Genomic DNA, 24,399 nt, shown 5'->3' with positions numbered 1-24,399 from the left:
TAAGCCTTGAATTATATACCGGTTTTTACGCCGCTTGCAACCCAAGACCAAACTTTTTTCTCTTCCCTCGCAGCATCCGGTCCCGAAGGAACTGGGCAGCGCGGGTAGCGAAGCCCTCTACTATAACACTGGTTGGGGGGGGCTAGGGAACTCCCTGGAAGATTTTTCCGTTGCGCCCCGGGCGGCCGCGCCAATCAGGCGGCGGCCGCCTCCAGGGCGGCCACAAACGCCGCAGCGACGTCGTACCCCGTCTGGTCGAAGATCTCCTGGAAGCAGGTGGGGCTGGTGACATTGATCTCGGTTACGCAATCCCCGATCACATCCACCCCGGCCAGCAGCAAACCGCGCTCCTGCAGCACCGGGCCCAGGGCATTGCCGATCTCCCAGTCGCGCGGCGACAGCGGCCGGGCGACGCCCTTGCCGCCTGCGGCGAGGTTGCCGCGCACTTCGCTGCCCTGGGGGATGCGCGCAAGACAAAAGGGAACCGGCTTGCCCCCAATGATGAGCACCCGCTTGTCGCCCTCGATGATCTCGGGGAGGAACTTCTGCACCATCACGCTCTGCGCGCCGTGGCGGTTCAGCGTCTCGGTGATGCTGCCCAAGTTGAGCCCGTCGGGGCCGACGCGGAAGATGCCCATGCCCCCCATGCCGTCCAGGGGCTTGAGGATGATGTCCTGGTGCTCGCCATGGAAGCGCCGGATATCCTCCGGATCACGCGTCACCAGGGTGGGGCCGATGAATTCGGGGAACTCCATGATGGCAAGCTTTTCCGGGTGGTCCCGCAGGGCGCGGGGCTTGTTGAACACCTGCGCGCCATCGCGCTCTGCCTGCTCCAGCAGATGCGTTGCATAAAAGTACTCACTGTCGAACGGTGGGTCCTTGCGCATCAGCACGGCATCGAACTCCACCAGCGCGGCGGTGCGGTCCGGCTGCGCGCGGTACCACTGCACGGGGTCTCCGGTCAGCTGGATATCGCACACGCGGGCGGACACCTTGCTGCCGCGCTGCCACATCAGGTGCTGGGGCTCGCACACCGCCAGGGTGTGGCCGCGGCGCTGGGCCTCGCGCATCATGGCGAAGGTGGTGTCCTTGTAGATCTTGAAGCTGGACAGCGGGTCGGCAATAAAGAGCAGTTTCATGGTGCTGGAATCACTAAATAGGAACACTGGAGCACGCGGGGCCTTGCGCCTTGCTCGACCCGTGGCTCACGCAGGCCTTGAGGGCCGACGCCCGTACTGTTGCACAAATAGCGCAAGGCTGCCGGCCACCACGCCCCAGAAGGCCGAGCCCACCCCGGCCACCACCACGCCGCTGAGCGTGACCAGAAACGTGATCACCGCCGCCTCGCGGTGCAGTTCGCTGCGCACCGCCATGGCCAGGCCGTTGCCGATGGTGCCCAGCAAGGCCAGCCCCGCGATGGCCACCACCAGCTCCTTGGGAAAGGCCGTCAGCAGGCCGGTGATCACCGCGCCCACCAGGCCGATGGCCACGTACAAGGCGCCACAGCTCACCGCCGCCGTATAGCGCCGGTCCCGGTCCTCATGGGCTTCGGGCCCCATGCACATGGCGGCGGTGATGGCGCTGAAGTTCAGCGCAAACGCTCCGAACGGCGCCAGGACCAGCGTGGCCAGGCCGGTCAGCGTGATCAGCCGGGACACGGGCAGGTCATAGCCCGAGGCCCGGATCACGGCCACCCCCGGCAGGTTCTGCGAGGCCATGGTGACCACAAAGAGCGGAATCGCCAGGCTGATGGTGGCGGCCAGGCTGAACTGCGGCGCCGTGAAAACCGGCAGGGCCATCTCCAGCTGGACGGCAGACCACGCCATTTGCCCCTGCAAGGCCGCAAACGCCACGCCCACGGCCAGGGTGATGACCACGGCGTAGCGCGCGGCCAGCCGGCGCGCGAGCAGGTAGGCCGCCACCATGCTCACCACCAGCGGCAGTGCCGTCTGGGCCGCCGCAAACGCCTGCAAGCCAAAGCGCGCGAGCACCCCGGCCAGCAGCGCTGCCGCGATTTCCATGGGAATGCGGTCCATCACCCGTTCGAACCACCGCGTGGCACCCGCCACGGTGATCAGCAAGGCGCTGACCATGAAGGCTCCCACGGCCTGCGCCATGGTGAAGCCGCCTGCCAGACCGGCCGTGGCCAGCACCGCCGCACCCGGGGTGGACCAGGCCACCATCACCGGCTTGCGCAGAAGGAGCGAGGGCACCAGCGAGCACAGGCCCATGCCGATCCCCAGCGCCCACATCCATGAGGTGACTTGCGCCGGACTGGCGCCGAAAGCCTGCGCGGCTTGGAACACGATGGCCACGGAACTGGTAAAGCCCACCAGAACGGCCACAAACCCCGCGGTGAACGCGGACAGGCTCAGGTCTTTGAAAAACTGCATGGGGCGCGATTCTGGCATTCCGCCCCCTGCGCCGCAGCGCGCCGGGCCGTCCGCGGGGGCCGCACGCGCGGCCGCGGCCCAGCCACCAGAATCATGGTCAAATCGCCCTCCAGCCCTTTACCATCAAGCGCAAGCAGCTCCTATAAGCATAGCAAATTCATCGCGCCATTGGGGCGCTCGCCGCATCCGCGCCGGCGGCGCCGGGTCATGCGCCAGCGCTGCCCGGGTGGGGGATGCCATCCACGGGGCACTCCTCGGTGCCCACCATGGGCCGGGTCAAGGCCTCGACCGCTGCGCGGGTTCCTTCGGGGTCCGACACCCAGCGCTGGTAGAAGGTGTAGGGGCACGCCGCCACGCCCCGGGAGCCTTCGCCCGAGTGGATCAAGCCGCTGTAGCCCCGGTGCAGCAGCTTGAAGAGGTGGTTCTCGCTCTGCCCGTTCTTGCGGAAGTCCCGGATGAGGCGCTTGGACAGCGCGGCGTACTGCACGCCCATGGACTCCTCGCCGCATTCGCCCAGGGTGCGGCCGTCGAAGCCGATGAGGGCGCTGTGGCCGAAGTAGCTGTACACGCCGTCGAAGCCGGCTGCGTTCGCGACGGCCACGTAGCAGTTGTTGGCAAAGGCCATGGCCTTGCTCATCAGGATCTGCTGCTCCTTGGCCGGGTACATGTAGCCCTGGCAGCGCACGATCAGCTCGGCCCCTTGCATGGCGCAGTCGCGCCAGATCTCGGGGTAGTTGCCGTCATCGCAGATGATGAGACTGATCTTCAGTCCCTTGGGGCCTTCGGTGACGTAGGTGCGGTCGCCGGGGTACCAGCCCTCGATCGGGGTCCACGGCATGATCTTGCGGTACTTCTGCACGATCTCGCCCTGGTCGTTCATCAGGATGAGCGTGTTGTACGGCACCTTGTGCGGGTGCTCCTCGTGCCGTTCGCCAGTGAGCGAGAACACGCCCCAGACCTTGGCCTGGCGGCAGGCGGCGGCGAAGATCTCGGTCTCCTCGCCCGGGATGGTGGCAGCGGTGTCCATCATCTCCTGGCGGTCGTACAGGATGCCGTGGGTGCTGTACTCGGGAAAGATCACGAGGTCCATGCCCGGCAGTCCCGTCTTCATGCCGACCAGCATGTCGGCAATCTTGCGGGCGTTGGCCAGCACCTCGGCCTTGGTGTGCAGACGGGGCATCTGGTAGTTGACGACCGCCACACCGACGGTGTCCATGCTGCTCGAAATGTCGCCGTGGATCATGGCGTGGGCTCCTGCAAGTCAGATCAAGGGAAAGCGCGGCCTCAGTGGCTGATCATCCAGGGCCGCTTGGAGGGAAAGGCCTTGGCGCCGTCGGGCGCCGTCACGGTGCTGCTGCGCCGGCCGCCCCCGCCTGCGCTGCAGCAGCCGCAACCCGCGGGATGGCGCAGCCGGCCGTAGCTGCCCGCATCGCCGTCGCGCGAGGAACGCGGCGCGTGCCGGGCGCGCTCGTTGGTGTCGAACGCGCGCCGTTGCTCCGGGCTCACGCAGGCCAGGTGGGGCGCGTGCGCGAACACGCGCGCTGCCGGCGCGCCGCAGCCGGGGCAGTCGCAGGGCTCATTGCGCTGCGCGATGCTGCGCAGTGCATCAAAGGGGCCGCAGGAGGCGCAGGCGTAGTCGTAGGTGGGCATGGGCTTTTCAGGCGATGGGGGTTGGACGGCGTTGCAGAGCCAGGCGGCCCGGCCTATTTGTCCTGCGAGATCGGCATGTCGATGCTGCCGTCCAGCATCTTCACAGGCCCCGCGGACGTGGGGTTGATGTCGAAGTCGAAGATCTCCGTCGGCAGCCACAGCGTGGCGCAGGCGTTGGGCACGTCCACCACGCCGCTCACATGGCCCTGCACCGGCGCGGTGCCCAGGATGGAATACGCCTGCGCGCCGCTGTAGCCGAACTTCTTCAGGTACTCGATGGCATTGAGGCAGGCCTGGCGGTAGGCGATGGTGACGTCCAGGTAGTGCTGCCGGCCTTGTTCATCCACCGAGATGCCCTCGAAGATGAGGTAGTCCTTGTAGTTGGGCGTGATGGGGCTGGGCTTGAAGATCGGGTTCTTGATGCCGTACTTGGCCATGCCGCCCTTGATGAGGTTGACGCGCATGTGCACCCAGCCCGCCATCTCGATGGCGCCGCAGAAGGTGATTTCGCCGTCGCCCTGGCTGAAGTGCAGGTCGCCCACCGACAGGCCGCCACCCTCCACGTACACGGGGAAATACACCTTGGAGCCGCGCGAGAGGTCCTTGATGTCGCAATTGCCGCCGTGCTCGCGCGGGGGCACGGTGCGCGCGCCCTCCGCCGCGGCCTTGGCGCGGGCCTCGCCCTGCAGCTTGCCCATGTGCGCGGTGGCGGGCGCTGGCGGGTTGGCCAGGCCGGGCACGCGGGTGGGGTCGGTGGCAATCAGTGCGGCCTCGCGCTCATTCCAGGTGTCCAGCATCTTCTGGTCGGGCAGGCAGCCGATGAGGCCGGGGTGGATCAGCCCCGCGAAGTTGACGCCCGGAATGTGGCGGCTGCGGGTGAACAGGCCATGGAAGTCCCAGATGGATTTCTGCGCCAGCGGGAAGTGTTCGTCCAGGAAGCCGCCGCCGTTCTTCTTGGAGAAGAAGCCGTTGAAGCCCCACAGGCTGTCGTCCCGCGCGCCGATGTCCAGCAGGTCCACCACCAGCAGGTCGCCGGGCTCGGCACCCTTCACGCCCACGGGGCCGGAGAGAAAGTGCACGGTGGAGAGGTCCACGTCGCGCACGTCGTCCGCGCTGTCGTCGTTCTTGATGGCACCGCCGGTCCAGTCATAGGTTTCCAGCTTGAACTCGGCACCCGGCTCCACCCACACGGCCATGGGAATGTCGGGATGCCAGCGGTTGTGCACCTGCGGGTTGTCATACGGCGATTGGTTGAGGTCAACCTTGATGAGGGTCTCGGCCATGGTGTGCTCCTTGGAGTGACGAAAAAACGTGAGGCTGGGCAGAGGGGCCGCCGCGCGGCAGCCGCTCAGACGGAGAGGTACGCCTTGATGTGCTGCTGGTCGGTGTCGGCGCGGGCGGTCTCGTGCACCAGGCGTCCGCCCTCGATGACGAACAGGCGGTCGGCCACATCCATGGCAAACGAGAGCACCTGCTCGCTCACCACGATGGTGATGCGCCGCAGCTTGCGGATCTCGTTCAGGGCCTTGGCAATGTCCTTGATGATCGAAGGCTGGATGCCCTCGGTGGGCTCGTCCAGCAGCAGCACCTTGGGGTCGGTGACCAGCGCGCGGGCAATGGCCAGCTGCTGCTGCTGCCCGCCCGAGAGATTGCCGCCCTTGCGCCGGCGCATGTCCCACAGCACGGGAAAGAGCGCGTAGATCTCGTCCGGAATGCGCTTGTCCTTCGCGTTCTCCAGGCCGGTCTCGATGTTCTCTTGCACCGTGAGCGTGGGGAAAATCATGCGCCCCTGCGGCACGTAGGCAATGCCCTTGGCCACGCGGCGAAAGCTCTCGTCGCGCGTCACGTCCTGCCCCGCCACGCGGATGCTGCCGCTCTTGGCGGGCAGCACGCCCATCAGGCTCTTGAACAGCGTGGTCTTGCCCATGCCGTTGCGGCCCATGATGGCCACGGTTTCGTTCTCGCGGCCTTCGAATGAGATGCCGTGCAGCGCTTCGCTCTGGCCGTAGGCGACAAACAGGTCTTCGACTTTCAGCATGGTTGTGCTCCAGAGAGTTCAGGTCGGTGGCCGTCGGATGGGGCGCCCGCACTGCGCGGTCCAGGCCAGCGGCCGCCGCGCAAGGACCGCCCTGCCGCGCTGGCGGCGCCTCCCTTCGCGCATTGCGCAGCGATGCGCGAGAAGAGGGACGCGGCGCGGCCGCTCAGGGGGATGTGGTGCATCTCAGTGCCCCAGGTACACATCGATGACCTTGGGATCGGCCTGCACCTTTTCCATCGGGCCTTCGGCCAGGATCTTTCCCTGGTGCATCACCGTGACCTTGTGGGCAATGCGCTTGACGAAGTCCATGTCGTGCTCGATCACGATCACCGAACGGTTCTGGCAGATGCGCTGCAGCAGCTCGGCCGTCAGCTCGCGTTCGCGGGCGCTCATGCCGGCGATGGGCTCGTCCAGCATCAGCAGTTCGGGCTCCTGCATCAGCAGCATGCCGATCTCCAGCCACTGCTTCTGGCCATGGCTGAGCAGGCCGGCCTCGGTGTCGAGCCGGTCGCCCAGGCCGATGTCTTCGGCCACCGCCTGCACGCGGGCGCGCACCGCGTCGGTACAGCGGAAGCCCAGCGCGCCCAGCACCGAGCGGCCGGCGGGGTAGGACACCTCCAGGTTCTTGAACACCGAGAGGTTCTCGTAGATGGAGGGCGTCTGGAATTTGCGGCCGATGCCCCGGCGCACCCGCTGGTGCTCGGGCATGCGGTTGAGCTCCTCGTTCTTGAACTTGATGCTGCCGCCGGTGGCGCGCGTCTTGCCGCAGATGAGGTCCAGCAGCGTGGTCTTGCCGGCGCCGTTGGGGCCGATGATCACGCGCAGCTCGTTCCTGTCCACGTACAGCGTGAGGGCGTCGATGGCCTTGAAGCCGTCGAACGACACGGTGAGATCTTCCACGGCCAGGGTGAAGTCGGTGTTGCTCATGGCGTGCTCCCGGGTGAACGTCAGGCGCCCTGCCCGGTCGCGCCGGCCGGTGCGGTGGCAGGGGCGGTGGGGGCGGAGCTGGCGGTCGCCCCGGACGGCGCCGGATGCGATGCGGCCAGCGGGGCCGGTGGCCGCACCGCGGCGCGGCGCAGCGCTTCGCGCCGCCCCTGCCACCAGGGCACGATGCGGCTTTCCCACAGCCCGGCCAGGCCCATGGGGAACGCCATGGTCACGCCGATGAACAGCGCCGCCATCAGGAACAGCCACAGGTCGGGAAAACTCTCCGAGAAAAACGTCTTGCCCGCGTTGACCAGCAGCGTGCCGTACACCGCGCCCACCAGGCTCATGCGGCCGCCCACTGCGGCATAGATCACCATTTCGATGGAGGGCACGATGCCCACGAAACTGGGCGACATGAACCCCACCTGCAGCGTGAACAGCGCGCCGCCGATGCCCGACAGCGCTGCGGCAAGGCAGAACGTGAAGATCTTGAAGTCGGCCACGTCGTAGCCCGAGAAGCGCACACGGTCTTCCTTGTCGCGCATGGCCAGCAGCAGGGTGCCCACCTTGCCCGTCTGGATCCACCGGCACAGCATGATGGCCCCCAGCAGCAGCGCCACGCACACGTAGTAGAGGATGACCTTGGCGCTGTCGGTGCGCGTGTCCCAGCCCCAGAGCGTCTTCAGGTCGGTCATGCCGTTGACGCCGCCGGTGTAGCCCTGCTGGCCGATGATGAGCACCGTGAGGATCAATGCGACCGCCTGGGTGATGATGGCGAAGTACACCCCGCCCACGCGGCGCTTGAACATGGCAAAGCTGATGAGCCAGGCCAGCAGCGTGGGCACCACCACCACGGCCGCCAGGGCAAACGGCAGGCTCTTGAAAGGCACCCAGAACGAAGGCAGGGCCGTGAGCTGGTTCCAGTCCATGAAGTCCGGGATGCCGGGCGTGGACTGGATCTGCGTGCTGACGGGGTCCGACGCTTCGAGCTTGAGGAACATGGCCATGGCATAGCCGCCCAACCCGAAGAACACGCCCTGCCCCAGGCTGAGCACGCCGCCGTAGCCCCACACCATCACCAGGCCGATGGCCACGAAGGCATAGGTCAGGTATTTGCCGACCAGGTTCAGGCGGAAGACGTCCAGCGCAAGCGGCAGCACCACGGCAAGCAGCGCGGCCAGCAGCACCAGGCTGGCGAGCTGGTAGCGCTGGATCCAGGCTTTGAGGGCATTCATGGGGTAACTCCGTTGAGAACGTGGGGGCATCAGCGCCGGACCTTCGAAGCGAACAGCCCCTGCGGCCGCACCATGAGGATCAGCACGATGAGCGAGAGCGTGATCACCTTGGCCATGGATCCGGCCAGGAAGAATTCGGAAATGGACTGCGTCTGCGCGATGCCGAAGGCCGAGACCACCGTGCCCAGCAGGCTGGCCGCGCCGCCGAAGGTGACCACCAGGAATGCATCAACGATGTAGAGCGAGCCCGACGTGGGCCCTGTGGAGCCGATGGTGGTGAAGGCCGCGCCCGCCACGCCCGCAATGCCGCAGCCGATGGCAAAGGTGAGGCGGTCGGTCCGCTGGGTGTCGATGCCGATGGCATTGGCCATCACGCGGTTGCTCACCGTGGCGCGCACCCGCAGGCCCCAGCGGCTTTTGTGCAGCGCCAGCAGCACGCCCGCCGTGACCACCGCGGTCAGCCCCAGCACGAACAGGCCGTTGATGGGGATGTCCAGGCCCTCGGCCGGGGCCCAGGAGCCCATCAGCCAGTCCGGCAGCGTGGGGCTGACCTCCTTGGGGCCGATGAAGGTGCGAAAGCACTGCTGCAGCGCCAAGCTGATGCCCCAGGTGGCCAGTAGCGTGTCCAGCGGGCGCTTGTACAGATGGCGTATCAGGCCCCACTCCACCAGCCAGCCGGCCATGAAGGCGAACCCGAAGGCGGCCACGATGGCCACGGGGAAGTAAAACGGCATAAAGCCCGGCGCATACTGCCCCGTCAGCACCGAGCCGAGGTAGATGGTGTAGGCACCGATGGTCATGAACTCGCCGTGCGCCATGTTGATCACGCCCATCTGGCCGAAGATGATCGCCAGCCCGAGGCCCATGAGGAGCAGCACTGCGAACAGGCTCAACCCCGCGAAGCCCTGCATCAGGCCGATGTTCATCATTTCGGAGAAAGTCATGGTGCAGCTCCTGCGTGCAAGCCAGTCAGGAAAAAAAACAGTCCGAGCGAAATCCGGCACCCCAGAGCCGGCAATGCCCACGGCCCTGGAAACCGGCGCGGCCCAAGGCCAGAGACACCGAGGAAGGGCCGCCCCGCACCGACGGTGTCGCCCCCCTCCCGCACAGCGAGAGAGGGGGGAGGCGCACAGCGCCTCAGGGGGTGCCTTACTGGTACCCCTTGGGGAAGGGATCGGGCTTGATCAGCTCGGGCGATTCGGACACCACCTTGAACGTGCCGTCCGGCTGCCCCACCGCGATGCGCGACTTGCTCCACAGGTGGTGGTTGGCATCCACCTTCACGTAGCCTTCGGGCGCGGTCTTGAGTTCGATGCCGGGCGATGCGGCCACCACCTTATCCACATCGAAGCTCTTGGCTTTCTCGACCGCGGCCTTCCACAGCCAGGGGCCCAGGTACCCCGCCTGCGTGACGTCGCCGATCACCGCATTGGGGCCGTACTTGGCCTTGAAGGCGGCCACGAACTTCTTGTTGTTCTCGTTGTCCAGGGTCTGGAAGTACTTCATCGACGAGAAGAAGCCGGCGAAGTTCTCGCCGCCCACGCCGGTCATCTCATCCTCGGTGACCGACAACGTCACCAGCAGCTGCTTGTCGCCCGTGATGCCCGCGGCCTTGAGGGCCTTGTAGAAGGCCACGTTGGAGCCGCCCACCACGGCCACGAACAGGCAGTCGGGCTTTTGCACCTTGATCTTGTTCATCAGCGAGCCGAAGTTCGTGCTGCCCAGCGGGTAGTACTCCTCGCCGACCACCTTGCCCTTCTGGAAGTTCTCGATGTGCTTGCGCGCGATCTTCATCGAGGTGCGCGGCCAGATGTAGTCCGATCCGATCAGGAAGAAGGTCTTGGCCTTCTTCTCCTTCTGCGCCCAGTCCAGGCTATAGAGGATCTGCTGCGTGGCTTCCTGCCCCGTGTAGATCACGTTCTTCGACTGCTCCAGGCCCTCGTAGAAGGTGGGGTAATACAGCAGGCCGTTTTCTTTCTCGAAGACCGGCAGCACGGCCTTGCGCGAGGCGCTGGTCCAGCAGCCGAAGACAGCGGCGCAGCGGTCGTTGATGAGCAGCTTCTTGGACTTCTCGGCGAAGGTGGGCCAGTCGGACGCACCGTCTTCCTTGATGACCTTGATCTTGCGGCCCAGCACGCCGCCCATGGCGTTGATCTGGTCGATGGCCAGCTGCTCGGCCTGGATGGAACCCGTCTCCGAGATGGCCATGGTGCCCGTGGCGGAGTGCAGCTGGCCCACCGTCACCTCGGTGTCGGTCACGGCCAGTTTGGTGGTGTTGACCTGGGCCGTGGCCTGGGCCAGCGACCACGCCGGGAATCCCGCCACGGAGGCAGCGCCCAGCGCCTGCAGCACGCGGCGGCGACCGGTGTCCGTGGCGGCGGTGCCGATGGCCTGGGGGTCGAATGGATGCTTCTTCATGGAGACACTCCTTGCGGGAACAACAGGGTTGGTGAAAAGGCGTTGGTGGAAGCGGGTTCCGCCATGGCCTGAAGATTAGGGACAACCCTGCCGCCGGCCCATACGTCAATTAACGTAGCCGCGTGCGCACACCGTTGGGGCACAGCCGGAGAACACTTCTTGCTTGGCGGGGGCATGCCCTCACCACCTTCCAGCGCAGCCGCAGCCGCAGCCGCAGCCGCAGCCGCGGCCGCTACGGCGCCGCAGACGCAGACCATCTTCCGCTTCCGGCGCGAATACAACGCGTGGGTGGCCGACGAGACCATGGAGGACTACGCGCTGCGCTACACGCCCAAGAGCTTTCGCCGCTGGAGCGAATTCCGCGTGGCGAACACCGCGTTCGGCTCGCTGTCGTTCCTGGCCCTCGAAGCCATCGGCGGCGCCATCGCGCTCAACTACGGCTTCTCCAACGCGCTGTGGGCCATCCTGGCCGTGGGGGTGCTGATCTTCTGCACCGGCCTGCCCATCGCCTACTACGCGGCGCGCTACGGGCTGGACATGGACCTGCTCACGCGGGGCGCCGGCTTCGGCTACCTGGGGTCCACCATCACGTCGCTGATCTACGCCGTGTTCACGTTCATCTTCTTTGCGCTGGAGGCGGCCATCATGGCGCTGGCCCTGCAGATGGTGGTGGACTGGCCGCTGCAGTGGTGCTATGTGCTGTCCTCGCTCGTCATCCTGCCCCTGGCGATGCGCGGCATCACACTGATCTCGCGCCTGCAGGCCTGGACGCAGCCGCTGTGGCTGTTCCTGCTGTTGCTGCCTTTCGTGTGGATCGCCCTGGACCAGCCCCAGCTCTACCGCGACTTCGCCGGACTCTCGGGCCTGCGCAGCGGCAGCAGCCAGTTCAACCCGCTCATGTTCGGTGCGGCGTGCGCGGTGATCTTCTCACTGGTGGTGCAGATTGGCGAGCAGGTGGACTTCCTGCGCTTCCTGCCCGAACGCACCGCCGCCAACCGCTGGCGCTGGTGGGGCGCGGTCCTGGTGGCCGGGCCGGGCTGGATCGTCATGGGCATGCTCAAGATGGCGGGCGGCGCCTTCCTCGCGTTTGCGGCCCTGCAGTTCGAGGTGGGCGCCCACCGTGCGGCCGAACCCACCCAGATGTTCCTCGCAGGCTTTCAGCAGGTGATGCAGGCGCTGGGCCTGCCCGGCATGGCGGTGGCGGTCACGGTGCTGTTCGTCGTGGTCTCGCAGACCAAGATCAACCTGACCAACGCCTACGCGGGCTCGCTGGCCTGGTCCAACTTCTTTGCGCGCATTACCCGCAGCCACCCGGGGCGCGTGGTGTGGCTGGTGTTCAACGTGGGCATTGCCACGCTGCTGATGACGCTGGGCGTGTTCGGTGCGCTGGAGAAGGTGCTGGCCGTCTACAGCAACGTGGCCATCGCCTGGGTCGGCGCGCTGGTGGCCGACCTGGTCATCAACAAGCCGCTGGGCCTGTCGCCGCGGGGCATCGAGTTTCGCCGCGCACACCTGTACGACTTCAACCCCGTCGGCCTGGGGGCGATGGTGGTGGCCGCCGCCGTGGCCTGCTGCGCCTACGCCGGACTCCTGGGCGAGACCGCGGCGGCCTTCTCGCCCTTCATCGCCCTGGCGCTGTCGATGGCGCTGGCCCCGCTGTTCGCGTGGTGGACGGGCGGGCGCTACTACCTGGCCCGCCAGCCCGCGGCCGATTGGGCACCCGGCGAGCTGGTGCGCTGCACGGTGTGCGAGAACCGCTTCGAGTCCGAGGACATGGCCCACTGCCCGGTCTACGGCGCTGCCATCTGCTCGCTGTGCTGCTCCCTGGAGTCACGCTGCCACGACCGCTGCAAGACGGGCTCCCGCGCGGCCGAGCAACTGCGCGCGCTGGCCGCCCTGCTGCTGCCGCGGACCTGGGCGGCGAAGGTGAACTTTCGCCTGGGGCAGTACCTGATGGTGTGGATATCGCTCTGCGCAGTGATCGCTTTCGTGGTGGGCGTGGTGTATGTGCAGGAAGGCCTGGAGACCCCCGCGCAGTTCCTGCGCATGCCGTTCCTCAAGGTGTATGCCCTGCTGGCCCTGTTGGCCGCCGTGTGCGCCTGGTGGGTGGTGCTGAGCACCGACAGCCGGCGCATGGCCCAGGACGAGTCGGAGCGCCAGACGCAGCTGCTGCTGCACGAGATCGAAGCGCACAAGCGCACCGACGCCGAACTGCAAGCCGCCAAGGACCACGCCGAGCAGGCCAGCCAGGCCAAGACGCGGTATGTCGCCGGCATGACGCACGAGCTGCGCTCGCCGCTCAACAGCATCCTGGGCTACACGCAGATTCTGCTCAAGCACCCGCAGACCGAAGGCTGGCTGCGCGAGACCCTGTCGACGATGCAGCACAGCGGCCAGCACATGCACGCGCTGATCGACGGATCGCTCGAACTCGCCCGCATCGAGGCCGGGCGCCTGCGGCTGGACCTCACGCCGGTGCCGCTGCCCGACCTGATGGCAAGCATCGAGGCCATGCTGCGGCCGCAGGCGGAGGCCAAGGGTCTGCGCTTTCTGGTGGAGACACTGGGCAGCATGCCGGCCTGGATCCGCGCCGACGCCAAGCGCCTGCGCCAGATCCTCATCAACCTGCTGTCCAACGCCGTGCGGTTCACGGAGCGCGGCGAGGTGCGGCTGCGCATGGACTTTCGCGCCCATGTGTCGCGCATCGAGGTGACCGACACCGGCATCGGCATCGAGCCGCAGGACATGGAGCGCATCTTCCTGCCCTTCGAGCGCGGCAGCGCCGGCCGGCGCGCCAGCGTGGCCGGCACTGGGCTGGGGCTGACCATCACGCATCTGCTGACCGAGCTGATGGGCGGGCAGCTCACCGTCAGCAGCCAGCCGGGGCGCGGAAGCACCTTCACCGTGCGGCTGTACCTGCCGGACATTCCCGTGGATCCGTCCTGGCCCACGCCCAGCACGGCCACGCTGCGCCCCGTCATCGGCTACCTGCCGCCCCAGCGCACGCTGCTGGTGGTGGACGACCAGCCCCTGCAACGCCAGCTGCTGGCCGGCCTGCTGGTGCCCCTGGGTTTCGTGGTGCGCGAAGCCGCCAGCGGCCGCGAATGCCTGGAGGTCGTGCGCCAGACGCCGCCCGATCTGGTGCTGCTGGACATCACCATGGACGACCTGGACGGCTGGCAGACCGCAGCACTGCTGCGCTCCCAGTACCCCGCCGGGCAATTGCCCATCGTGTTCGTCTCGGCCAACCTGTTCGAACAGGAGGCCCAGCGCATCCGCGCCGCGCAGTGCCAGGGTTTCGTGGGCAAGCCGGTGGTCGAGTCTGAACTGCTGCAGGCGCTGGAGCAGGCCCTGCAGATCGAATGGCTGCGCGACAACACGCCTCCCATGCCGGCTCAGCTGTCGCAGCTGTCCCCCGCGCCGGTGGCCCAAGACCCCGTCGCCGCCAGCGCGCCACTGCCCGAGGCGGTGCGCCTGGAACTCGTCCGGCTCGCGCGCTCGGGCCAGGCCAGCGCGCTGCGCGAACGGCTGCGGCGCGCCCACGCGGAGCTGCCGGCCCATGCCGCGCTGCTGGCAGCACTGCAAGCCCACGCCGACCAGTTCGACTTCGAGGCCGTGGCCCTGCAGCTGCGCGAGCCCGACCCTGCGCCCCCTTCCGGAGTTATTCCATGAACGAACCCATGCCCCAGCGCGTCATCCTGGTGGTGGACGATGCCCTGGACACCCTGCGCATGCTCTGCGACGCGCTGGCCGCCGAAGGCTATGCCGTGCTGGCCGCCCGCGATGCCCCCGAGGCCCTGCAGCGCTTCGATGTCACCGTGCCGGACGCCGTGCTGCTGGATGCGGTGATGCCGGGCGTTGACGGCTTCACGCTGTGCCGGCAGCTCAAGGCCACGCCCGCGTGGTCGCACGTGCCCATCGTTTTCATGACCGGGCTGTCCGACACGGAGCAGATCGTGCGCGGCTTCGCCAGCGGCGGCGTGGACTACGTGGTCAAACCGCTGCGCATTCCCGAAGTGCTGGCCCGCCTGGCCACCCATGTGCGCAACGCGCAGGCCACGCGGCTGGCGCGGGACGCCGTGGACGTGGCCGGCCTGGGGGTGGTCATGCTGGACGGCCAGGGCCGCACGGCCTGGCGCTCCCCCCAGGCCTCCCGCTGGCTGGAGGCCGCGTTCGCCCGCTGCGAAACGCCCGCAGAAGCGGCCGCCGCCTGGCTGGTGCAGGCACGCCGCGACGGCTCGCAGACGCTGGCCCTGGCCGACGGCAGGCAGCTGCTGGCGCGCCACATGGGCGAGAGCGGGCTCGGAGAATCCATGCTGCTGCTCAGCCAGGCCGCGCCAGAGGCCGCCGCCCCCCGCAGCCTTCAGCAGGCCGCGCTGACGCCCCGCGAAACCGAAGTCCTGTCGTGGCTGAGCAAAGGCAAGACCAACCGCGACATCGGCGACATCCTCGGCATGAGCCCGCGCACGGTGAACAAGCACCTGGAGCACATCTTCGAGAAGCTGGGCGTGGAAACCCGCACCGCCGCCGCCGCCGTGGCCGGCCAGCTGCTGAACAGCTGATGCCCTGGCGCCCGGGTGGGAACGCGCTATCGGAATGTGGTCAAAATGGGCTCCAGCGCTTATCCAGAAAGCGCGAGCAGCTATAAAATTTATAGCATCAAAGATTCGGTGCCAGCAGCCGTGCCAGCACCTTCTCGTCCATGCCCCGGCGCTGGGCCATGTCGTGCAGCTGGTCCTCGCCGATCTTGCCGACGTTGAAGTACACGGCCTCCGGATGGCCGATGTAGAAGCCGCTCACGCTGGCGGCGGGGGTCATGGCCAGGCTTTCGGTCAGGGCCATGCCGATGTCTTCGGCATTGAGCACGCGGAACAGGTCGGTCTTGGCGCTGTGGTCCGGGCAGGCGGGGTAGCCGGGCGCGGGGCGGATGCCCTGGTACTTCTCGGCAATCAGCGCTTCGTTGGAGAGTTGCTCGCCGGCCGCGTAGCCCCACAGGTCCTTGCGCACGCGTTCGTGCAGGCATTCGGCAAAGGCTTCGGCCAGGCGGTCGGCCAGGCTTTTGAGCAGGATGGCGGAGTAGTCGTCCAGCGCGTCGACAAACGCCTGCTCCTTTTTCTCCACGCCCAGGCCGGCCGTCACGGCGAAGAGGCCGGCATAGTCGGCAATGCCGCTGTCCCTGGGGGCCACGAAGTCGGCCAGGCAGCGGCTGGGGCGCATCACGCCGTCGATCATCTGTTTTTCGGTCTGCTGGCGCAGGCCGTACCAGGTCATGGCGACTTCGGTGCGCGACTCGTCGGTGTAGAACTCGATGTCGTCGCCCACGCTGTTGGCGGGCAGCAGGGCCATCACGCCACTGGCGCTGAGCCAGCGGCCTTCGATGATCTTCTTGAGCATGGCCTGGCCATCGGCCATCACCTTGCGGGCCTGCTCGCCGACGATCTCGTCCTGCAGGATGGCGGGGTACGGCCCGGCCAGGTCCCAGGTCTGGAAGAAAGGGCCCCAGTCGATGTACCGGGCCAGCTCGGCCAAGTCGAAGTTCTTGAACACGCGGCGGCCCAGGGCGCGCGGCACGGCGCTCTGGTAGCCGGCCCAGGCGACGGGCGTGCGGTTGGCGCGGGCCTTGTCCAGCGGCCACAGGGGCGTCTGCTTTTTGTTGGCGTGCTGGGTGCGCACCTTGTCGTAGTCGGCGTTCAGCTCATCCACGTAGTTCTGCAGGCCATCGCCCAGCAGGCTCTGGGCCACGCTCACGCTGCGCGAGGCGTCGGGCACGTAGACCACGGGGCCTTCGTAGTGCGGGGCGATCTTCACCGCCGTGTGCACGCGGCTGGTGGTGGCGCCGCCGATGAGCAGCGGGATCTTCTTCATGCGGAAGTAGTCGTCCTTCTGCATCTCGCCGGCCACGTACTGCATCTCTTCCAGGCTGGGGGTGATGAGGCCCGACAGGCCGATGATGTCCGCGCCCTCCACCTTGGCCTTGGCCAGGATCTCGTGGCAGGGCACCATCACGCCCATGTTCACCACCTCGAAGTTGTTGCACTGGAGCACGACGGTGACGATGTTCTTGCCGATGTCGTGCACGTCGCCCTTGACGGTGGCGATGACGATCTTGCCCTTGCTGCGCACGTCGCGCCCGGCGAGTTCGTCCTGGCGCTTTTCTTCCTCGATGTAGGGGATGAGGTGGGCCACCGCGCTCTTCATCACGCGCGCGCTTTTCACCACCTGGGGCAGGAACATCTTGCCCGCGCCGAACAGGTCGCCCACGATGTTCATGCCGTCCATGAGCGGGCCTTCGATCACGTGCAGCGGGCGGCCGCCCTTGGCCAGGATCTCGCGGTAGGCCTCTTCGGTGTCTTCGGTGATGAAGTCGGTGATGCCGTGCACCAGCGCGTGCGACAGGCGCTGCGCCACCGGCACCGGGTGCTCGGGCGTGCCGCGCCACTCGAGCTTCTTGCTCTCGTCCTTGGCGCCGCTCTTGGCGGTTTCGGCAATCTCGACCAGGCGCTCGCCTGCGTCCGGGCGGCGGTTGAGCACCACGTCTTCCACGCGCTCGCGCAAGGTGGGCTCCAGCTCGTCGTACACGCCCACCATGCCCGCGTTGACGATGCCCATGTCCATGCCGGCCTGGATGGCGTGGTACAGGAACACGGTGTGGATGGCCTCGCGCACGGGGTCATTGCCGCGGAAGCTGAACGACACGTTGGACACGCCGCCCGACACCTTGGCGCCCGGCAGGTGCTGCTTGATCCAGCGCGTGGCCTCGATGAAATCGACCGCATAGTTGTTGTGCTCTTCAATGCCCGTGGCCACGGCAAAGATGTTGGGGTCGAAGATGATGTCCTCGGGCGGAAAGCCCACTTCATCGACCAGGATGCGGTAGGCGCGCTCGCAGATCTCGATCTTGCGGGCGAAGGTGTCGGCCTGGCCCTGCTCGTCAAACGCCATCACCACGGCGGCAGCGCCATAGCGCTTGACCAGCTTGGCCTGGTGCTTGAAGGCTTCCACGCCCTCTTTCATGCTGATGGAGTTGACGATGCCCTTGCCCTGGATGCAGCGCAGGCCGGCTTCGATGACGTCCCACTTGGAGCTGTCCACCATGATGGGCACGCGCGCGATGTCCGGCTCGGAGGCGATGAGCTGCAGGAACCGCACCATGGCGGCCTTGCTGTCGAGCATGGCCTCGTCCATGTTGATGTCGATGACCTGGGCGCCGTTTTCCACCTGCTGGCGGGCCACGGCCAGGGCCTCTTCGTACTGGCCGTTCAGGATCATGCGCGCAAACGCCTTGGACCCCGTGACGTTGGTGCGCTCGCCCACGTTGACGAACAGGCTGCCCTGGCCGATGGAGACGGGCTCCAGGCCGGAGAGTTTCAAAGGGGGGATGGACAACGTGGACATAGGCTCACCTGCGCGGCACAAGGGGTTCAGGTGAGCGTCGTTGGCGGATGAGGCGGCGCCCAAGCCTGACGGCTGATTCTGGTGAGGCCGCTGCAACGCTCCTTGGGCGAGCGGGGATTTTACTGAGAACGGCGTTCAGCGCACCGGCAGGAACTGCAGGAAGGTGCCGCCCACCAGGTTCTGCACGTAGCTGATGGCCGCGCGGCGGTACTTCTCGGTGGTGAAGGCGGCCAGCAGGTCCAGGCGGGCGATGATCTTGCCAAACTCCCGCTCAAAGCTCAGGTTGCGCCCATGGGCACCGATCTCGTCGGCCAGCAGCAGGGGCTGGCCCTGGGCGTTGCGGCGCTGGGCCAGCAGCCACACGGCGGTCTCCACGTTGCGGGCGGCGTTGTAGAGGTGCTGGGCGTCCACGCCGTCCAGCAGGAAGAACTCGGTCTTGCCGCCGTGGGCCGTGATGATCATGTCGGCGGTGGCGTGGACAAACGCCGCCACGCGGTCCCCGGTGAACTCCGGGGCCAGCGCCAGGGCCATGGCGGCAATGTCCCGCCGCCCCTGCAGTGGCGCCCAGGGCTGGCGCTGCAGGACGGCGGTGCGCACCTGGTCCAGCGCCTGCTCGCGGCTGGCGGCGGCGCCCTTGCGCCATTCGGCCGGATTGCGGCGGTAGAGCTTGTCGGCGATGCGAAACAGCCCTTCCAGGTTTTCCTGCATGGCCAGCGTGGCCATGCGGTTGGCGTCGGACTGGGCCAGTTCGCCCGCCCCGGCCGGGGCCCCTTTCACCTCGCCGCGCGGCATGGGGGCCGTGCTGGCGCAGCCTGCCAGCGCCAGGCCCAGCCACACGCAGGCCAACCGGCGCGGTGCAGACGCAGCCATGAGCGAGGAAGAAGGGAGCCCGTGCATGGGCGCGGATTATGGGGCGCCCGCCATCCGCCCGGCCGGGCCGCCGCGGGGTTCACATTGTTTGACGATGGCCCGGCGCCGCTGCGGCAGGGCTGCTCACGCGGGGGCCAGGGCCGAGGCCGGCAGGCCGAACAGGTGGTCGAACACCCAGTTGAAGACAAACGTGTAGCCCAGGAAGAACACGATCAGGCCCAGGTCCATGACAAAGGCGTGCCACAGGCTGATGTCGAACCACCACGCAAACAGCGGCACGAGCGTGAAGACCAGGCCACCCTCGAACCCGATGGCGTGCGCCACGCGCCGCCCCAGGCTGCGGCCCCGCACCGCCTGGCGCGACTCCCAGCGCTCGAAGGCCCAGTTGAAGACGAGGTTCCACACGATGGCAATGGCCGACGCGGCGACGGCCACCACGCCGGAGTGCCCGGCGCTCTGGCCCGTGAGCAGCGATAGCCCGGCCGTGGCCGCCACGATGGCAATCAGCTCGTACAGGCTCACATACAGCAGGCGCCGCCGGGGCCCTTGCAATCCAAAAAGAACGGGTTTCGGGGTGTCCATGGCCCCCACTTTATATTTGGTTGCCTGACATATAAAGTCAGCTTGTTTCAGAAATTTTGATAGATCGGAGCCCGCCCATGGCGTTTCATTCCGACACCGTCCAGGTCTTCCTGGCCGTGCTGGACCACGGCTCGTTCTCGGCGGCAGCGCGCGCGCTGTCGCGCGTACCTTCGGCCGTGAGCATGACCATGGCCCACCTGGAGGCCGAGCTTCAAGTTCCGCTGTTCGACCGCAGCGGCCGAGAGCCCCGGCCCACGGCCGCCGCCCGGGCGCTGGAGCCTCAGGCCCGGCTGCTGGCCGGGCTGCTGCAGCAGCTCAACGCCCAGGCGCTGGCGCTCACCCAGGGGCTGGAAGAACGCCTGACCCTCGCCATCGCCCCCGAGCTGCTGGCCGCCCGCTGGACGGGGCCCCTGGCCGCGCTGGCGCAGGAATACCCGCTGCTGCAGGTGGAGGTGCTGGCGGCGCCGCAGGGGGATGCGCTGGCACTGCTGCACAGCGGCCGGGCGCAGCTGGCGCTGGTGTTCGAGCGGCCCAGCATCGACGGCCGCGAGGGCTTTCAGGAGGTGGGCACCGAGACCCTGGTGGCCGTGATGGCGCCCCAGCACCCCGTGCTGGCCGCCGCGCGCGCCGCCGCCCAGGCGCGCGGCGAGCCGCCCGAGCGCGCCCGCCTGCGCGAGGAGCACCTGACCACCACGCGCCAGATCGTGGTGGCCAGCCGCGACCTGGGGCACACCGACCCCCGCTTCGTCTTCGCCCGCCACCACTGGCGCACCGACAACCACCTGGCCGCGCTGGGCCTGATCGAGGCCGGCCTGGGCTGGGGCTGGCAGCCGCGCGCCCTGGTGCAGCCGCGCATCGCGGCGGGCACGCTGGTGGAGATGCCGTTCGAGAACCTCAGCAACGGCACGGCGCTGTGGGTGGACGTGGTGTGGTCCCGGGAACGGCCGCTGGGCCTGGGCGCGGCCCGCTTTGTGGCGCTGATGCACGAAGGCGCCGGCGCCCGGCCGGGCCCGGGCGGATGCAGCCCCAAGGCACCGTGACCCCTGGGCGCAGCGGCGCCAACGGTGTTCCAATGGGGGGAACGGGCAGCGACCGCCCGCATTTCTGAAGAGCCCGCCATGCCCGCACCCCTGGATTCCAGCCGCTCATCCGACTTCCTGCACCGCCTGCGGCCTTGGCAGCCCGCGGGCAAGTCCGCCGTGTCGCTGGACGATTTCGACCCCGGCGCCAAGCCGTTCTCGCTGGGTGACAAGGCCCGGGACAAGACGGCGGTGGAAGACCTGGCCGTGGAGCTGGACGCGCTGCAGAACCTGTTCTACGCCGACAAGCGCTACAAGCTGCTGGTGGTGCTGCAGGGCACGGACACCTCGGGCAAGGACGGCACCATCCGCGGCGTGTTCGGCCGCATGAGCGCCCTGGGGGTGCATGCCGTGGGCTGGAAGGCGCCCACCGAGACGGAGCGCGCGCACGACTACCTGTGGCGCATCCACCAGCAGGTGCCGCAGGCCGGTGACATCACGGTGTTCAACCGCAGCCATTACGAGGACGTGCTGGTGCCCGTGGTCAACGGCTGGATCACGCCCGCGCAGCACCGCCAGCGGCTGGCCCACCTCAACGACTTCGAGCGCATGCTGAGCGAGACGGGGACCATCGTGCTGAAGTTCCTGCTGCACATCAGCTTTGACGAGCAGCGCGAGCGCCTGCAGCAGCGCCTGGACGACCCGGCCAAGCACTGGAAGTTCAGCATGGACGACATCGCCGTGCGCAAGCAGTGGGCGGACTACCGCCGCGCCTACGGCGAGCTGCTGAGTGCCACCCACACGCCCTGGGCGCCCTGGACCATCGTGCCGGCCGACTCCAAGACCCACCGCAACCTGATGATCGCCACGGTGCTGCGCGAGGTGCTGCAGACCCTGGACCTGCGCTATCCCACGGGCGACCCGTCGCTGGCCCACTTCACCGTGGAGTAGCCCGCAGCGTCCTCCGCTGCAGGGGGCGCACCATGCCGCGCTGCAGCATGGGCGCGGCTTTGGCAGGGTTATGCACAAAATGCATTAGCCACAAACACTCCGGCCTTGGACACTGTCAGGCGCCCGGACATAAGCTTCGCGGCCTGAACCGATCCCACAAGGAAATTCACCATGTCGCACCCCGTCGGCGCCCCCGCCGTGCACCCGCACCCCCTGCCCTCGTACCTGCAGGCCGACAACCTCGGCCCCTGGGGCATCTACCTGCAGCAGGTGGACCGCGTCACCCCCTACCTGGGCCACCTGGCCCGCTGGGTCGAGACGCTCAAGCGCCCCAAGCGCGCGCTGATCGTGGACGTGCCGATCGAGCTGGACAACGGCACGATTGCCCACTTCGAGGGCTACCGCGTGCAGCACAACACCAGCCGCGGCCCGGGCAAGGGCGGCGTGCGCTTTCACCAGGACGTGACGCTGTCGGAAGTGATGGCCCTGTCGGCCTGGATGAGCATCAAGAACGCGGCCGTGAACGTGCCCTACGGCGGCGCCAAGGGCGGTATCCGCGTGGACCCCAAGAAGCTGTCGCTGGGTGAGCTGGAGCGCCTGACGCGCCGCTACACCAGCGAGATCGGCATCATCATCGGTCCCAGCAAGGACATCCCCGCACCCGACGTGAACACCAACGGGCAGATCATGGCCTGGATGATGGACACGTACTCCATGAACACCGGCGCCACCGCCACCGGCGTGGTCACCGGCAAGCCCGTGGACCTGGGTGGTTCGCTGGGCCGCGTCGAGGCCACCGGCCGCGGCGTGTTCACGGTGGGTGTGGAGGCCGCCAAGCTCACGGGCCTGACCTTGCAAGGCGCCCGCGTGGCCGTGCAAGGCTTTGGCAACGTGGGCGGCATCGCCGCCAAGCTGTTTGCCGAAGCGGGCGCCAAGGTGGTGGCCGTGCAGGACCACACCGGCTCCATCTTCAAGGGCGACGGGCTGGACGTGCCCGCCCTGCTGGCGCATGTGAAAGCCCGCGGCGGCGTGGGCGGCTTTGCCGGCGCCGACGTGATGAAGCCCGAAGAGTTCTGGGGCGTGGACTGCGAAATCCTCATCCCCGCCGCGCTGGAAGGCCAGATCACCAAGGACAACGCGGGCCAGATCAAGGCCAAGCTGGTGATCGAGGGCGCCAACGGCCCCACCACCCCCGAGGCCGACGACATCCTGAACGACAAGGGCGTGCTGGTGCTGCCCGACGTGATCGCCAACGCCGGCGGCGTGACGGTGAGCTACTTCGAATGGGTGCAGGACTTCTCCAGCTTCTTCTGGAGCGAGGACGAGATCAACGCCCGCCTGGTGCGCATCATGCAAGAAGCCTTTGCCGGCGTGTGGCAAGTGGCGCAAGAGCACAAGGTCAGCCTGCGCACCGCCACCTTCATCGTGGCCTGCCAGCGCATCCTGCACGCGCGTGAAATGCGCGGGCTGTATCCGTAAGCCCCACTGCGTCGCCTTCGGCGCCTTCCCCCCGCGAGGGGGACGCACCCGGTGGCCTGGCGGAGCCAGTTCCACGGGTGCACTGGTCCGGGGCCGCGTCCTTCGGCACCGACTGTCGTCGCTCGTCAGCCCGCCCCCGTCCGTTCACGCTGAGCCTGTCGAAGCGCCGCGCGAGGTGGGCAGACCGGGGTACTGCGACCAGATACGCAGGCCCCCGCAAACCACCGCCAGCCGCCGCGATCCGGCCCTGGCGGTTTCTTTTTGCTTCCGCAGCGGTGCAGGGGGATCAAGCCAGGGGTGCGGGCCCCACGGGCTCCGGCGGCAGCACGCCGCGCATTGCCAGGCAGAACGGCTGCACGCACGCGGCCCGCGCCGCGTAGGGGCAGCCCGCCGTCTCGCACAGGCCGGACGCGCCATTGCGAGCCTTCTCCTCTTCACGCGGCACCTGGCCGCTGGCCTGCAGCACGGCCATCTGCGTCCACGGGTCCAGGCGGCCGGACGTGGCCTGCTGCAGCAGATCGCGGCCGTACACGGTGGCGGCCAGCTGCGGCTGGAAGTCCAGCACCAGCAGCGCGCTGGTGCGCGGCGCCGAGGGCTCCATGCCCTGCAGCACCAACGCCGTCACGCCCGATTGCAGCGCCTGGGCATTGCCGGCGAAGGGCACCTGCAGCGCGGCAGCCATCGGCCCGGCAGCAGCAGAAGAAGCAGACGGCAGCGGCCCGGCGGGCGTTGCCTGCGCAGCCTGCGTCGCCAGCCAGGGCACCGGTACCCGCAGCGTGAGCGCAAACCCGCGCGGCCCGTCGGGCGTCTGCGCCGTGCCCTGGCCCACCAGCCAGGTCTGCAGCGGTGGCTGGCCGGCGTCCAGCGAACCCTTCTCCAGCGCCTGGGCCAGCTCCATGGGCCAGGGCTGGGCGGCCACCACCCGCTGCGGCGCACCGCTGCCGGCCGTGGCCTGCTGCACCAGCGCGCTCACCATGCGCATCAGCGGCGCACCAAGGCCCACTGCGGGCCAGGCCGCTGCGCCCACCGCTGAGGACGCAGCAGGTGCCGGCGCGGCCGGTGCGCCGGCAAAGGGCAAGGGCAATGGTCCGGGCGAGCGCTGCGCCCCCGCAGCCGCACGGCCAGCGCCCGCCGTGATGGCAGCAGCAGCACCCTCCGCCCGCGCACGCCGCGGATCAAACCCCGCGCCCAGCTGCTCGCGCGCCTGGGCCGAGATGCTGGCCTTGTCGGCCGGTGCCGGCGTGGGCAGCGGCGGGGCTCCGGCGGGCGGCGATGGGGGCGTGGGCGGCAGCGCAGCAGGGTCCCCACCGGGCCGCGCCGCCACGGGCGCCGGCTTGTCCTGCCCCAGCAAGGACGACTGCCGCTGCAGCGCCGCCTCGGCCAGGAACTGGGCCACGGGCGGGAGCGCGGCACTGCGGGAAGGGTCGATGGGGGCGGCCATA

Annotated in this window: 19 protein-coding genes and 1 riboswitch; of the genes, 5 read left to right on the top strand and 14 right to left on the bottom strand. The window is 68.2% G+C overall.

Annotated features, from left to right (window positions below; genetic code table 11):
• Nucleotides 1–194: 194 nt before the first annotated feature.
• From gshB to urtA, 10 genes are all read right to left on the bottom strand, one after another.
• The gene (gene gshB, locus LWW96_RS13730; RefSeq protein WP_291487894.1) at nucleotides 195–1,139 is read right to left on the bottom strand and encodes a glutathione synthase; all 945 of its coding nucleotides are present in this window, start codon (nucleotides 1,137–1,139) and stop codon (nucleotides 195–197) included.
• 66 nt (nucleotides 1,140–1,205) lie between these two features.
• Nucleotides 1,206–2,393 carry a benzoate/H(+) symporter BenE family transporter gene (locus LWW96_RS13725; protein WP_291487892.1) on the bottom strand — a complete coding sequence of 396 codons (1,188 nt, stop codon included), beginning with the start codon at nucleotides 2,391–2,393 and terminating at the stop codon, nucleotides 1,206–1,208.
• A gap of 205 nt (nucleotides 2,394–2,598) precedes the next feature.
• Nucleotides 2,599–3,636: an aliphatic amidase gene (locus LWW96_RS13720; RefSeq protein ID WP_291487890.1), complete on the bottom strand. Its 1,038-nt coding sequence runs from the start codon at nucleotides 3,634–3,636 to the stop codon at nucleotides 2,599–2,601.
• A 41-nt stretch (nucleotides 3,637–3,677) separates the two neighbouring features.
• Nucleotides 3,678–4,043 (bottom strand): zinc ribbon domain-containing protein, encoded by a 366-nt coding sequence (locus tag LWW96_RS13715; protein WP_291487888.1) that lies wholly within the window; start codon nucleotides 4,041–4,043, stop codon nucleotides 3,678–3,680.
• Nucleotides 4,044–4,096: 53 nt separating this feature from the next.
• Nucleotides 4,097–5,326 (bottom strand): formamidase, encoded by a 1,230-nt coding sequence (fmdA, locus tag LWW96_RS13710; RefSeq protein ID WP_291487887.1) that lies wholly within the window; start codon nucleotides 5,324–5,326, stop codon nucleotides 4,097–4,099.
• 65 nt (nucleotides 5,327–5,391) lie between these two features.
• Nucleotides 5,392–6,081 carry an urea ABC transporter ATP-binding subunit UrtE gene (gene urtE / locus LWW96_RS13705; protein ID WP_291487885.1) on the bottom strand — a complete coding sequence of 230 codons (690 nt, stop codon included), beginning with the start codon at nucleotides 6,079–6,081 and terminating at the stop codon, nucleotides 5,392–5,394.
• 183 nt (nucleotides 6,082–6,264) lie between these two features.
• Nucleotides 6,265–7,008 carry an urea ABC transporter ATP-binding protein UrtD gene (gene urtD / locus LWW96_RS13700; RefSeq protein WP_291487883.1) on the bottom strand — a complete coding sequence of 248 codons (744 nt, stop codon included), beginning with the start codon at nucleotides 7,006–7,008 and terminating at the stop codon, nucleotides 6,265–6,267.
• A gap of 20 nt (nucleotides 7,009–7,028) precedes the next feature.
• The gene (gene urtC, locus LWW96_RS13695) at nucleotides 7,029–8,243 is read right to left on the bottom strand and encodes an urea ABC transporter permease subunit UrtC (protein WP_291487881.1); all 1,215 of its coding nucleotides are present in this window, start codon (nucleotides 8,241–8,243) and stop codon (nucleotides 7,029–7,031) included.
• Between the two features lie 29 nt (nucleotides 8,244–8,272).
• Nucleotides 8,273–9,187 carry an urea ABC transporter permease subunit UrtB gene (gene urtB / locus LWW96_RS13690; RefSeq protein ID WP_291487879.1) on the bottom strand — a complete coding sequence of 305 codons (915 nt, stop codon included), beginning with the start codon at nucleotides 9,185–9,187 and terminating at the stop codon, nucleotides 8,273–8,275.
• Nucleotides 9,188–9,392: 205 nt separating this feature from the next.
• Nucleotides 9,393–10,661 (bottom strand): urea ABC transporter substrate-binding protein, encoded by a 1,269-nt coding sequence (urtA, locus tag LWW96_RS13685; protein ID WP_291487877.1) that lies wholly within the window; start codon nucleotides 10,659–10,661, stop codon nucleotides 9,393–9,395.
• A gap of 174 nt (nucleotides 10,662–10,835) precedes the next feature.
• Here urtA and LWW96_RS13680 point away from each other — a divergent pair, with 174 nt between their 5' ends.
• The gene (locus LWW96_RS13680) at nucleotides 10,836–14,333 is read left to right on the top strand and encodes an ATP-binding protein (protein ID WP_291487875.1); all 3,498 of its coding nucleotides are present in this window, start codon (nucleotides 10,836–10,838) and stop codon (nucleotides 14,331–14,333) included.
• Complete coding sequence (locus LWW96_RS13675; RefSeq protein WP_291487873.1) at nucleotides 14,330–15,223, top strand: response regulator; 894 nt, start codon at nucleotides 14,330–14,332, stop codon at nucleotides 15,221–15,223. The genes LWW96_RS13680 and LWW96_RS13675 overlap by 4 nt, the downstream gene beginning before the upstream one ends.
• Before the next feature lie 97 nt (nucleotides 15,224–15,320).
• Here LWW96_RS13675 and metH read toward each other — a convergent pair whose 3' ends face one another.
• The 3 genes from metH to LWW96_RS13660 all read right to left on the bottom strand — a co-directional run bounded on the left by metH (nucleotide 15,321) and on the right by LWW96_RS13660 (nucleotide 19,508).
• Nucleotides 15,321–18,056, bottom strand: a complete 2,736-nt coding sequence (metH, locus tag LWW96_RS13670; RefSeq protein ID WP_291487871.1) for a methionine synthase — start codon at nucleotides 18,054–18,056, stop codon at nucleotides 15,321–15,323.
• A gap of 25 nt (nucleotides 18,057–18,081) precedes the next feature.
• Nucleotides 18,082–18,166: riboswitch (S-adenosyl-L-homocysteine riboswitch) on the bottom strand.
• A 25-nt stretch (nucleotides 18,167–18,191) separates the two neighbouring features.
• Nucleotides 18,192–18,926, bottom strand: coding sequence for a hypothetical protein (locus LWW96_RS13665; RefSeq protein ID WP_291487869.1), 735 nt, complete (start codon nucleotides 18,924–18,926; stop codon nucleotides 18,192–18,194).
• 123 nt (nucleotides 18,927–19,049) lie between these two features.
• Nucleotides 19,050–19,508 (bottom strand): PACE efflux transporter, encoded by a 459-nt coding sequence (locus LWW96_RS13660; protein WP_291487867.1) that lies wholly within the window; start codon nucleotides 19,506–19,508, stop codon nucleotides 19,050–19,052.
• A 77-nt stretch (nucleotides 19,509–19,585) separates the two neighbouring features.
• On the opposite strand from LWW96_RS13660, the gene LWW96_RS13655 reads away from it, so the two are divergent.
• The 3 genes from LWW96_RS13655 (at nucleotide 19,586) to LWW96_RS13645 (ending at nucleotide 22,957) form a co-directional block, all read left to right on the top strand.
• Nucleotides 19,586–20,548 carry a LysR family transcriptional regulator gene (locus LWW96_RS13655; RefSeq protein ID WP_291487865.1) on the top strand — a complete coding sequence of 321 codons (963 nt, stop codon included), beginning with the start codon at nucleotides 19,586–19,588 and terminating at the stop codon, nucleotides 20,546–20,548.
• Between the two features lie 78 nt (nucleotides 20,549–20,626).
• Nucleotides 20,627–21,478 carry a PPK2 family polyphosphate kinase gene (locus tag LWW96_RS13650; RefSeq protein ID WP_291487863.1) on the top strand — a complete coding sequence of 284 codons (852 nt, stop codon included), beginning with the start codon at nucleotides 20,627–20,629 and terminating at the stop codon, nucleotides 21,476–21,478.
• 171 nt (nucleotides 21,479–21,649) lie between these two features.
• Nucleotides 21,650–22,957: a Glu/Leu/Phe/Val dehydrogenase gene (locus LWW96_RS13645; protein WP_291487861.1), complete on the top strand. Its 1,308-nt coding sequence runs from the start codon at nucleotides 21,650–21,652 to the stop codon at nucleotides 22,955–22,957.
• 286 nt (nucleotides 22,958–23,243) lie between these two features.
• Here LWW96_RS13645 and LWW96_RS13640 read toward each other — a convergent pair whose 3' ends face one another.
• On the bottom strand, nucleotides 23,244–24,398 hold the full coding sequence (locus tag LWW96_RS13640; protein ID WP_291487859.1) for a hypothetical protein: 1,155 nt from the start codon (nucleotides 24,396–24,398) through the stop codon (nucleotides 23,244–23,246).
• Nucleotide 24,399: the final 1 nt, after the last annotated feature.

This window comes from Acidovorax sp. (assembly GCF_021287135.1).
In the GTDB taxonomy this organism is placed as follows: domain Bacteria; phylum Pseudomonadota; class Gammaproteobacteria; order Burkholderiales; family Burkholderiaceae_C; genus Acidovorax.
The sequence above is the reverse complement of the archived record's forward strand: the minus strand, read 5'-3'. Positions and strand labels throughout refer to the sequence as shown.

Excerpts from the sequence above, each read along its gene's own strand:
- gshB (WP_291487894.1), bottom strand. The coding sequence starts at position 1,139 with ATGAAACTGCTCTTTATTGCCGACCCGCTGTCCAGCTTCAAGATCTAC.
- LWW96_RS13725 (WP_291487892.1), bottom strand. The coding sequence starts at position 2,393 with ATGCAGTTTTTCAAAGACCTGAGCCTGTCCGCGTTCACCGCGGGGTTT.
- LWW96_RS13720 (WP_291487890.1), bottom strand. The coding sequence starts at position 3,636 with ATGATCCACGGCGACATTTCGAGCAGCATGGACACCGTCGGTGTGGCG.
- LWW96_RS13715 (WP_291487888.1), bottom strand. The coding sequence starts at position 4,043 with ATGCCCACCTACGACTACGCCTGCGCCTCCTGCGGCCCCTTTGATGCA.
- fmdA (WP_291487887.1), bottom strand. The coding sequence starts at position 5,326 with ATGGCCGAGACCCTCATCAAGGTTGACCTCAACCAATCGCCGTATGAC.
- urtE (WP_291487885.1), bottom strand. The coding sequence starts at position 6,081 with ATGCTGAAAGTCGAAGACCTGTTTGTCGCCTACGGCCAGAGCGAAGCG.
- urtD (WP_291487883.1), bottom strand. The coding sequence starts at position 7,008 with ATGAGCAACACCGACTTCACCCTGGCCGTGGAAGATCTCACCGTGTCG.
- urtC (WP_291487881.1), bottom strand. The coding sequence starts at position 8,243 with ATGAATGCCCTCAAAGCCTGGATCCAGCGCTACCAGCTCGCCAGCCTG.
- urtB (WP_291487879.1), bottom strand. The coding sequence starts at position 9,187 with ATGACTTTCTCCGAAATGATGAACATCGGCCTGATGCAGGGCTTCGCG.
- urtA (WP_291487877.1), bottom strand. The coding sequence starts at position 10,661 with ATGAAGAAGCATCCATTCGACCCCCAGGCCATCGGCACCGCCGCCACG.
- LWW96_RS13680 (WP_291487875.1), top strand. The coding sequence starts at position 10,836 with ATGCCCTCACCACCTTCCAGCGCAGCCGCAGCCGCAGCCGCAGCCGCA.
- LWW96_RS13675 (WP_291487873.1), top strand. The coding sequence starts at position 14,330 with ATGAACGAACCCATGCCCCAGCGCGTCATCCTGGTGGTGGACGATGCC.
- metH (WP_291487871.1), bottom strand. The coding sequence starts at position 18,056 with ATGTCCACGTTGTCCATCCCCCCTTTGAAACTCTCCGGCCTGGAGCCC.
- LWW96_RS13665 (WP_291487869.1), bottom strand. The coding sequence starts at position 18,926 with ATGGCTGCGTCTGCACCGCGCCGGTTGGCCTGCGTGTGGCTGGGCCTG.
- LWW96_RS13660 (WP_291487867.1), bottom strand. The coding sequence starts at position 19,508 with ATGGACACCCCGAAACCCGTTCTTTTTGGATTGCAAGGGCCCCGGCGG.
- LWW96_RS13655 (WP_291487865.1), top strand. The coding sequence starts at position 19,586 with ATGGCGTTTCATTCCGACACCGTCCAGGTCTTCCTGGCCGTGCTGGAC.
- LWW96_RS13650 (WP_291487863.1), top strand. The coding sequence starts at position 20,627 with ATGCCCGCACCCCTGGATTCCAGCCGCTCATCCGACTTCCTGCACCGC.
- LWW96_RS13645 (WP_291487861.1), top strand. The coding sequence starts at position 21,650 with ATGTCGCACCCCGTCGGCGCCCCCGCCGTGCACCCGCACCCCCTGCCC.
- LWW96_RS13640 (WP_291487859.1), bottom strand. The coding sequence starts at position 24,398 with ATGGCCGCCCCCATCGACCCTTCCCGCAGTGCCGCGCTCCCGCCCGTG.